This window comes from Paraburkholderia oxyphila NBRC 105797 (assembly GCF_000685075.1).
Classification (GTDB): Bacteria; Pseudomonadota; Gammaproteobacteria; order Burkholderiales; family Burkholderiaceae; genus Paraburkholderia; species Paraburkholderia oxyphila.
Genome location: NZ_BAYD01000065.1, coordinates 46,859 through 56,390, shown reverse-complemented (window position 1 = coordinate 56,390; position 9,532 = coordinate 46,859). Strand labels below are relative to the sequence as shown.

Sequence of the window (9,532 nt, the reverse complement as noted above, 5' to 3'; positions counted from 1 at the left end):
CTAATGAGCGGCCGAAAGCACGCCGCGGATGTCCGTGGAGAGGGGTATTGCTTTGCCGGCGCAATCATTGGTACTGTCGTTTTCTATTTTGCACTGTCACTCTGCTAGCTAGAATATCAAGCGGAAACGTCGCCTGGAGGAACTGCGAGGCAAGCCGGCCATTCCGAAATAGTGCATCGTTACTGCCGCGGGATCGACCATATAGACTGCAATCTGGTCCTTTCGGCGTATCGCTGCGACTGATGAACACGGTGCCATTGTTGACGTGGCGGAAGAATTCGGCCATTGGGATTTCGGTTGCGATTAGCCGCTACATCGATCATTTCGAGGTGCACGATGGAGTATAGGCGGCCGCCGGACGTGTGTGTATTACCAAATCTATTAAAGAGTTGATGCTGTGGGCGGCTATATGGCGCGGAACCATCATGTGTTACCGTCAAAGGTCACGTGAGTTGAGTGAAATATCTTATCGAAGATCGCTCAAGATGTGCGATTAAGCATACCTAAACGAGATCGCAGCCAAGGAGTCAATCAGGCTTTCGGTCTTATAGTCGACCTCGTATAAGTCGCTACTGGAGTATCGGCGTGGCATCGACTCCTGTTCAAGTCTTTTATGGTGGAGCATGCAGGGTTTGCGGAAGTGAGAATCGCTTTAAAGGCCTATAGGGAGGTGCTGGGCGATATGCGGCTCGGGCCGGGTGTTATAGACGGCAACGAGGGTGACCTCAAAGTGACTCCCTTCATTTCGGATCTGATGAGTATTACCTTGTCTCAGTTAGCGGAGAAGAAGCCGGGTATCGGAGCTAGGCTGCAAATTACCCCGGAATCTCGCGAGCGACTGGCGACAGCTTGCAATCCCGGCGTATCGGTCGCGAAGCTGGTTGGTAGGATGGGATCAAAGCGCGCATGCTGCTCAGCCGGCGGCGATGATACCTTGCAGATCAGCAAGCCCCGGTTTGCGGGTCTCATTCCGGACGTATTGCGAAGTGATATGCCAACGGAGGTCATGGCATCATCTCTTGTAGAGCCGTAAGCGCAGGGCACGGAGCGTGTATCACATGTCGGCGCAATCGAGATCAGAATTGGTGGTGAGGTGTTTGGAGAGTCAAAGGGACTTCCCCTCCCGCTGGTGTCGATGAACGTACGCGACTTCATCTTGGCAGATTGATGCAGACACGCGGCTTTCGCCGCAGTCTCGGGACGGTGAAGTCGCTCTTTCATTCTCTAGTGAGCAAACCTCTTTTGGATCATGCGTAGAATGCGCAGCGGATTCGAAATTCTTCCCTGTAAATTACTCTGTACTCTGGAGATGCGATGTCTTTGTTGGATGATCACTGTCACGACGCTTGCACAAGGCTGGGTAGCATTGGCGTAAGACGTGCACGTGCGTTTGACGCGGCACGGTTTGAGGCAGCCGTAATAAGCCTGCTTGATGCGAGCGGGGTTGATATGGATACGGTGCATACATCCAGGACTGCGCAGCGCGTACGGGAGCTGTGGCAAAAACGCCTGCTGGATGGCTACGATGTGGGCCTCGCTGAAGCGCTGGGCAACGGATTCGAGGATGCACGACGGGACATGGTGGTCATTCGCAACATCGCTGTGCACGGTGTTTGTCCGCATCATCTGCTACCGTTCCGGGGTGTCGCGCATGTTGCGTATCTGCCCGGCGGTCGTCTCCACGGCTTTAGCCGTATTACGCGCATGGTGGACGCCATCAGCCACCGGTATACCTATCAGGAATGGATTACAAACGAGATTGCCCATGCCCTGGTGACATATGGACAGGCGCGCGGTGCGGCGTGTCTTGTCGAGACCGAACAGTTATGCCTGCTGATGGGAGAAAACCGTCGCGGTGATGAGCGGGTAATCACTCAATGCTACACGGGTGAGTTCGAGCAGGACATGCAGGTGCGTGCAGAGTTCCAGCGTGCCGTCGCCAGTTGATGGTGACCACAGACGGCCTCCAGGCGAACGGGTGGGCTACTCCCGCTATAGTCCGTCCTGCGAGGAAAAGTCGGAAAGATCGGAAACTCCCGAGATCCAGCAAAGGTACGATGCTGGCCTTGTTTCCAGCCGAGACGCGCCGACAACTCCCATAGATCCTCGACTGGATGAGCGGCGCGATCGCCAAGGATGCTCGTTAGCATGAAATATGACAACCCGACCCCTCCGACCGACGGCACCCGCCGGGTTACGACACCGCACTGGTCGTTCGTCGACGTTCGGGGTGTCGTTGCGTTTGTATTCAAAGCCATGACGCGGTGCGCCCCCGGGTAATAGTGCATAGGCAAAATGAATCTGAGTGAGACCGAGCGCGAAGAACCGATGTCGATGCAGCGCAGCCGCACGAGGGCCATCGCCCGAGTGAAGCGTGCGCGGTAGATCCTGCTGCTCGACGAAGGTGTATCGCGTGCGACGAATCATGGCCGAGTTGCGTTGCGATTCGCGTTTCATCATCAAATGGCAAACACGTTTTGCGAGTGAGCAATTGGCCGGCTTGTACCGCAGACATCCGGGCCGGGCGCCGCGACCCGACCTTGCGGGTCTTGAAGCGAGAGTGCTCGACTACACGCTACGACGTAAGCCGGCCGACGGCTCGACACACTGGAGCAGCCGCAAACTGGCGGCACAGTTGGCCATGGCCTTCATGACAGTGCAACGTACCTGGCGCAAGCACGACCTTCGGCCACATCGTCTCGACACCCACATGGTGTCCAACGATCCCGATTTTGAGGCCAAGGCCATCGATGTGATCAGGCTGTAGCTCAATCCGCCGCTGCATGCGGTGGTGTTCTGCCTGGACAAGAAGACAGCCATCCAGGCGCTGGATCGCGAGGACCGGATGTTGCCGCTATCAAGCCTGTTCGCCGCATTGAATGCCCAAGCAATTCGCTGAGCGGTCAGCATGGCGGATCGATGCTGCGTTCGTACACCATGATCGCCGCCGCCAGGTCTTCCAGTGCCGTGCCCACGGCCTTGAATACGGTGCGTTGCATCGAAGCAAACCGGTTCGCGCGTGTGCCTCGGCACAGATCGAACATGGTCCCCTTGATATCCGCTACGCTCAGGTAACCGTCACGAACGGCATTCAGGATATCGCCGGACTTCTGCGTGGCCTCGTTGGTATCGACCCATACAAATGCGTCGGCAAAGCATGCCGGCGCCGCTTCCGTCATCGTTGGGGTGAAACTTCCGATAAGATCGAGGTGGCTCCCCGGCGGCAACCAGTCAGCCTTGATCAACGGCGAGGTGGCAAGTGTGGCGCAACTGACAATGTCGGCGCGACGAACGGCGCTTTCCAAATCGTTGACGGGGATAGCGGGTATGCCCATTTCCCTCCATTGCGCGGCGCATCGCGCAGCAGATGGAGGTGTCGGATTCCACACCTCGACTTCACACAATTCTCGAACGCTCGCTATGGCTGGAGCGACGAGGCTGGCGACGCGGCCCGCGCCGACCACCAGCAGGCGCGACGCATCTGGCTTCGCAAGGAGCGAGACGCCCAGAGCGGTGGCCGCAGCCGTACGCCGGGAGGTGATGACGTCGCCATCGAGTGTGGCCAACGGTACGCCCGTACTGCCGTCGAAAAGCACATAGACCGAATGAAGGCCCGGGAGCCCTTGCTTTGCGTTTTCGGGGAATATGTTCACCAGCTTGACGCCGTAATACCTGCTTCGATTCCAGGCGGGCATCAGCAGAGAAGTGCCCAGCGGCGCCGTTTCGTCGGGGAGTTTCAGCGTCTGCCGCAGCGGCACTGATATGTCCGCGCAGAACGCTTCGCGCAGCGCGGCAATCAGTTCGGGAAACGGCAGCAGGCGCTCCGCGCTGGCTTTGTCGATATGCTTCATGTTGCGCTGATCTCCTTGTCGCACTGCCGTGTCGTGAGCGCTCAACGCACGAGGAAGCCGTGCCTCATCGGATCGCGCTCGTCGATGACCCAGTTGGCGAAGCCGCACAGGTGCGCAGTGCCTTCGACCTCGGGAATGACGGCGTCGAACTCGCCTTCGCGCGTGCGCGAGAGCACCTTGGCGCCGAAAGCCGATCCCACGATTGACTCGTTGACGATGCGCTCGCCCAAGCCGATTTCGCCGCGTAGGAAGAGCTGCGCCACGCGGCCCGCCGTACCGGAACCCGTTGGCGAACGGTCCACTTCGCGGTCGGCGAAGATGCAGCAATTAGCCTGCGTGGAACCCTCGAAACGCGGCGCGCCATGGATGATCGTGCCGTAAATGTGATTGATTTCCGGAATATGCGGATGGACGACCTTTACGGCTTCGTTGGCCGCGGCCTTGACCTCGGCACCGAAGCACTCGAGCGCCTGGACGTTGGCTTCGCGGATAGCAAGGTCGAACGGTGCGCCGTCAGTGTAGAAATAGAACGCGCCGCCGAAGGCGATGTCGCCGGTCACCGCACCGAAAGTTGGTGTTTCTACGGTCACGTTGCAGCGGTAGATGAACGACGGCACATTGATGAAGCGGACCGCGCCCGCATGGGTGCCGTCCCACTGGACGAAGGCTTCGACGAAGCCGCAGGGGGCGTCGATGCCGACGCGCGTTTCCGGTGACGTGCGCGTGACCCAGCCCAGTTCGACCGCCGCCGTGGCGAGCGCAATGACACCGTGGCCGCAGTGGTCGCTATAGCCCGCGTTGTGGAGAAAGATGACGCCAAAATCCGCCGACTGCGATACCGGCGACGTGAGGTAGCCACCGTACATGTCAGCGTGTCCGCGCGGCTCCCACATCAGGAAGCGGCGCACGTCATCGAGGTTGTCGGCCAGCCACGCACGACGCGCGACGATCGTGTCGCCGGGCAGGCGCGGAAGGCCGGACGTGACGATACGGAACGGCTCGCCGCCCGTGTGCATTTCCACAGTACTGACGGTCCGACTAATTTGCATGGTGCTCACCAGGAGATGTGAAGAGGGCGCCGCAAAGGCGCGAAACAAGCGTGAGAGAGACGTCGGCCGCCTTGCCGCCAGGCGGCCGGAACAGCGCTACGCAGATTCGCAGAGCCGGCCATCGCGCTTGACGAGCGTCCCGCCCTTCAAGACAACGGGAATGTGCTCGCCCTGGCCAAGCAACAACGAAATATCCCGCAGCGGGTCGCCTTCGACAATGACCAGATCCGCAACGGCACCAACGGCCACGGTGCCGCGTCTGCCTTGCTCGTTGATGATTTCAGCGGCCACCGATGTCGCGGAACAGATCGCCGCCTCATTGCCGACGACCTTTGCGCGTGCAAGGAACTCGTCTGACTGATGCTGGTGCAACTCGCCGAGCATGTCCGAGCCAAAGCCGATTCGCACGCCCACATTCGCCAGCATCGCCAGCGCCTCGCGTCCCACCGAGCGTGCCGCGTCGATTTTCGCAAGCGACGCGGCTGGAAACCCCAGCTTCGGGCCGTATTCCATCAAGTGATCGAGCGTTGCGAGTGTCGGCACCATCGACACATCGCGCTCTACCATCAGGCGTGCCGTCTCTTCATCGACGAGATTGCCGTGCTCGATGCATTTCACACCGGCGTCGATTGCCCGGCGGATGGCTCGTGCGGTATACGCATGCGCCATCACATAGGTGCCGGCGGCTGAAGCTTCCTCTACGGCCGCACGCAGCTCGTCTTCCGAATACTGCGTGTTGGTAATCGGGTCATTGGGAGAAGCGACACCCCCCGACGCCATCACCTTGATTTGCGCAGCGCCCTTCAGGATCTCCTCACGCACCGCTAATCGCATGGCGTCCACACCGTCAACGACTCGAGCAATGGCACCCTGACGGCCGAGGCAACCGCATGCATCGTCAAGCTGATCGCTACGTTGGCGGAAGTCGCCGTGACCGCCGGTCTGCGAAAGCGCCTTGCCGGACGAGAGGATGCGTGGACCAGCGACCACACCGGTGTTGACGGCCTGGCACATGCCGAAGTCCGCACCACCGGCATCGCGTACCGTGGTGAAGCCACGATTGAGCATGCCGCGCAGGATAGGTAGCGTGCGTAGCGCGGCGAGAAAGTTGGGCTGCGCCGCATTGGCGCCGAGATTCGTGTTCGACGCCACGACGTGCACGTGCAGATCGATGAAGCCGGGCAGGACGGTGTGTCCTGAGAGTCGCAGCCGGACTGCGCCATTAGCGGCCTCCGCCGCAATCGTGCCGATTGCGGCGATGACTCCGTCCTGAATCAGAATGTCGACGCCGCTACGGCGCTTGCGGCTTTCTGGATCGAAAACATCGACGTTCTCGAGAACGCAATTGCTCATGGAAATCAACCTCGGGTGGAATAGGGCTTCATCAACATCGCGCCTATCAAACTGACCACGGCGGCAAAGAGGATGTACCAGGCTGCGGACTTCGGGTCGCCCGTGAGCTGGATGAGCCAGGTAATGATGAACGACGCGAAACCGCCGAAGATTGTGACGGCACCGTTATAGGCGAGCGAAAGGCCGGTTGTGCGCACACGGCTCGGGAACATTTCGGTGAACAGCGCCAGTATCGGTCCCGTGTAAGCAGCGATAAGGATACCGAAGGTTACCTGGAAGATAAGCAGCGTCGCGAAAGTCGGCGAGTCGTTCAGCCAGGCGAACAAAGGGTAGGTCAGTGCGAGGATTGCCACAGCGGCCACGCGCAGCACGCGTTGCTTGCCAATGCGGTCGGACAAGGCACCAAACATCGGCGCCATCGCCATGAGGACCGAGCCGCTGACAATGCCGGAGATGAAGCCCTGCTGTTGTGGCATGTGCAGCGAGCGTGTGGCGTAAGTCGGCACGTAGAACAAAATGACGTAGGTGCACACCGTCCAGAGCACGACCATCAGCAGGCTCGAGATCACCTGGCGCGGATACTCGCGAATCACGTCGCGAAGCGGACTCTGCGCATGCACTGTTTCCGTGGAGAATTCAGGTGTTTCGTCGATCTTCAGGCGAATGAAGTAGCCGACGGGCGCCACGAGCGTGCCGATCACAAACGGGATTCGCCAGCCCCATTGCGTCAGCGATTCGGTCGGCATGGCGGAGACGATCAGCGTGCCGACCAGACTACCGATGACAACGGCGAAGCCAATGCTGGTCTGGATCCAGCTGGAATAATAGGCACGCTTGCCGGCTGGCGCGTGCTCTGTCAGGAACGCGGTGGCTCCCCCCATCTCGCCGCCCGCCGAAATGCCTTGCAGCATGCGGGCGAGGACGATCAGGCAAGGCGCGGCGATACCGATGGCTTCATACGTTGGCGCGAAGGCGATGAGGGCGGAGCCGGTCGCCATGACAAGCATTGCCAGCGAGAGGGCTTTTTTGCGCCCGACGCGATCGGCGTAGATGCCGAATACGATGCCACCCAGCGGTCTCACGACGAAACCTACGCCGAAGGTCGCAAGCGCGAGCAGCAACGAGGTTGTCTCATTGCCAGCCGGAAAGAAGAGTTTGCCGATGATGGCTGCAAAGAAGGCGTAGCCCGAAAAGTCGAACCATTCGAGGCCGCTGCCGATGACGGTTGCAAAGATCGCGCGGCGGCGTGTGACCGTACTGGAGGTGCGCGGCACAGCGGCCATTACGGCTTGAGATGCACCAGATGACATGATTTCCCCTTTATCCGAGACCCTGCCTACTTGTTCCGTTGACGTGAACCGGACAGCCCCGCGCGTCGGGGCCTCCATGAGGAATCAATGTAATTTTTGGCGCGTCGGAACGACAACGATAGTTCTGCAAAGGCGTTTGCGAAATTTGCATGCAGAACGCCGCAGACCGCGAGCAGGACTGTCGAGCGACAGGAAGGGGGCAATACGTCAGTTCATTTGCTCGACGACCCACGCACGAAAACGTCGTGCCGCCGAACTTTCGGCTCGCTCGGAGGGCCACGTCAGGTAGTATGAGCCACCCATCGTCGCGCTGCCGTGCGACGCCCTCACGAGTGCGCCGCTATCCAGCAGCGGATCGATGACACGCTCCCAGCCGAGCGCAATGCCTTTGCCGAAGACCGCAAGTTCGACCAGCAAGGGATAACTGTTGACGATGATTGTCGATGCGGGCGAGACACGAGGCACACCGTTCCTTTCGAACCAGCTGTGCCACGACATCCAGCTGCGCTCGGCGTCCTCGAGGACAAGAAGGGTGTGGGACAGGAGTTCCAGAGGTTCGACGCTGCGTCCTCCGAGATAGCCGGGCGCACAGACAGCGTGCACTCTTTCGTCGAACAGCTTCTGCACATCCGTGCCTGGGAACTCGGCGTTGCGCAGGTAGAAGATGCCGACATCGTATTCCGCAGGCGAAACCACGCCGAAATGGTCTCGAACGATGATGCGTAGATCGATATCCGTATGACGTGCGAGAAAGTCGCCGATGCGCGGTGCCAGCCAGAACGCGGAAATGCCTGCAGTACATGACACCGTCAGCCTGGATTTGACGACACGCGCCATCAGGCTGGTGGTTGAACTGACACACATTTCAAGTATGCGCCTGACGTCAACCGCATAGGTTTCGCCAGCGGGAGTGAGGCGTAGAGCGTTGTGCTCCCTGACAAACAGTCGCCTCCCGAGGAATTCTTCGAGTTGTGATATTTGTCGGCTAACCGCACTGGGCGAAAGGTGAAGTTCTTTGCCTGCCCGCGTGAAACTAAGATAGCGGGCACTGGCTTCGAAGGCTTGCAGGCATGCTAACGGCGGTAGAGGCGTCAGTCCCATTTCGCGTATGAGAAAGTTGCGGTTATCGTCACGAACCTGGCATTGCGATGTCGAAAGGCGGCTACAGTCAGTGTCTGTCGGGAGATTGCGTCACTTCAAGAACTCCGGTGTCAAGTATCGTCTATTTGCGACATAGGCAGGCTATCGACTATCGAAGTGAAGGGACGTCTTCGTTGGCGGGATACCAGAGGGCCAGTGGCATCGACTCGACAGGACAGCGAGACGTGACAACGTTAGTTGCAAAGCCGTCGGATGAATCGGTCCAGGAGTACCAACTGTGCAAATGTCGCCCGTCTCGTAGTGCGCAGGATAACCGGCGCAAGACGCGGGCGAATGAATACTATGCTGGGGCATCCGGAGGATCGGGACGCAGTTCGGCCTCGATCTGACCGATGGTCGGGAGGCCGGGTTAGAGCGACGGGGCACGTAGCGTATGAACTGGAATGCGGCGCCTCCCAACGGTTTGGTCGCACCGCGCAGAGCGTATTCCGCCATGTGCCGGTTTCTCTCCTGGCACGATTGAGGTGGAGGCTGGCGTTCGGCAAAATTGGTATCCCTTTCCGAGTGTCAGAACCAGTGCACGACCGCTGAGCGAGAATACGGTGAATGTTGCTTTACGTAGGCTGGGTTACCGGGCGATGTTGGGACTGGGTGCGTCGGAAGTCGACGCACAGCGGCTGTGCGCGAACAGTCGTAGTTGGTTGGCGTAGCAGCCGCCTGTTGCTGAACCGAGCCATGCCGATCGCCTACTTCGACCGCCTCGGCATACCTCGGCTCCTATAACCTCAACTGCTCGAACCGCCCGGTGCGGACCCGAATGCCGGGTGGTGTAGAAGGGGATCGGTCAGATTGCCTGACCGCCCCTATG

Annotated in this window: 7 protein-coding genes and 1 pseudogene; 3 read left to right on the top strand and 5 right to left on the bottom strand. The window is 59.6% G+C overall.

Translation table 11 applies throughout. The features are described from left to right. Positions 1 to 613: 613 nt before the first annotated feature. The 3 genes and pseudogenes from BO1_RS53645 to BO1_RS53640 form a co-directional block, all read left to right on the top strand. Complete coding sequence (locus BO1_RS53645) at positions 614 to 1,033, top strand: hypothetical protein (protein WP_052409681.1); 420 nt, start codon at positions 614 to 616, stop codon at positions 1,031 to 1,033. Between the two features lie 281 nt (positions 1,034 to 1,314). Continuing rightward, a complete protein-coding gene (folE, locus tag BO1_RS31950; protein ID WP_028221031.1) occupies positions 1,315 to 1,947 on the top strand; it encodes a GTP cyclohydrolase I FolE in 633 nt (210 codons plus the stop codon). A 348-nt stretch (positions 1,948 to 2,295) separates the two neighbouring features. Continuing rightward, positions 2,296 to 2,881: pseudogene (locus BO1_RS53640) on the top strand (helix-turn-helix domain-containing protein); the annotation flags it as partial. A 22-nt stretch (positions 2,882 to 2,903) separates the two neighbouring features. On the opposite strand, the gene lhpI reads toward BO1_RS53640, so the two are convergent. From lhpI to BO1_RS31920, 5 genes are all read right to left on the bottom strand, one after another. Then, on the bottom strand, positions 2,904 to 3,851 hold the full coding sequence (gene lhpI / locus BO1_RS31940; RefSeq protein ID WP_028221029.1) for a bifunctional Delta(1)-pyrroline-2-carboxylate/Delta(1)-piperideine-2-carboxylate reductase: 948 nt from the start codon (positions 3,849 to 3,851) through the stop codon (positions 2,904 to 2,906). A gap of 41 nt (positions 3,852 to 3,892) precedes the next feature. Beyond that, positions 3,893 to 4,900, bottom strand: coding sequence for a trans-3-hydroxy-L-proline dehydratase (gene lhpH, locus BO1_RS31935; RefSeq protein ID WP_028221028.1), 1,008 nt, complete (start codon positions 4,898 to 4,900; stop codon positions 3,893 to 3,895). Positions 4,901 to 4,996: 96 nt separating this feature from the next. Then, complete coding sequence (locus tag BO1_RS31930; RefSeq protein ID WP_028221027.1) at positions 4,997 to 6,253, bottom strand: metal-dependent hydrolase family protein; 1,257 nt, start codon at positions 6,251 to 6,253, stop codon at positions 4,997 to 4,999. Positions 6,254 to 6,258: 5 nt separating this feature from the next. Further along, positions 6,259 to 7,563, bottom strand: coding sequence for an MFS transporter (locus tag BO1_RS31925; RefSeq protein WP_028221026.1), 1,305 nt, complete (start codon positions 7,561 to 7,563; stop codon positions 6,259 to 6,261). Positions 7,564 to 7,770: 207 nt separating this feature from the next. After that, positions 7,771 to 8,664: a LysR substrate-binding domain-containing protein gene (locus BO1_RS31920; RefSeq protein ID WP_028221025.1), complete on the bottom strand. Its 894-nt coding sequence runs from the start codon at positions 8,662 to 8,664 to the stop codon at positions 7,771 to 7,773. Between the last annotated feature and the right edge of the window lie 868 nt (positions 8,665 to 9,532).

What these genes read in the sequence shown, in the direction of transcription:
- BO1_RS31925 (WP_028221026.1), bottom strand. Translation starts at nt 7,563, where the DNA reads ATGTCATCTGGTGCATCTCAAGCCGTAATGGCCGCTGTGCCGCGCACC.
- BO1_RS53645 (WP_052409681.1), top strand. Translation starts at nt 614, where the DNA reads ATGGTGGAGCATGCAGGGTTTGCGGAAGTGAGAATCGCTTTAAAGGCC.
- BO1_RS31930 (WP_028221027.1), bottom strand. Translation starts at nt 6,253, where the DNA reads ATGAGCAATTGCGTTCTCGAGAACGTCGATGTTTTCGATCCAGAAAGC.
- lhpI (WP_028221029.1), bottom strand. Translation starts at nt 3,851, where the DNA reads ATGAAGCATATCGACAAAGCCAGCGCGGAGCGCCTGCTGCCGTTTCCC.
- folE (WP_028221031.1), top strand. Translation starts at nt 1,315, where the DNA reads ATGTCTTTGTTGGATGATCACTGTCACGACGCTTGCACAAGGCTGGGT.
- BO1_RS31920 (WP_028221025.1), bottom strand. Translation starts at nt 8,664, where the DNA reads ATGGGACTGACGCCTCTACCGCCGTTAGCATGCCTGCAAGCCTTCGAA.
- lhpH (WP_028221028.1), bottom strand. Translation starts at nt 4,900, where the DNA reads ATGCAAATTAGTCGGACCGTCAGTACTGTGGAAATGCACACGGGCGGC.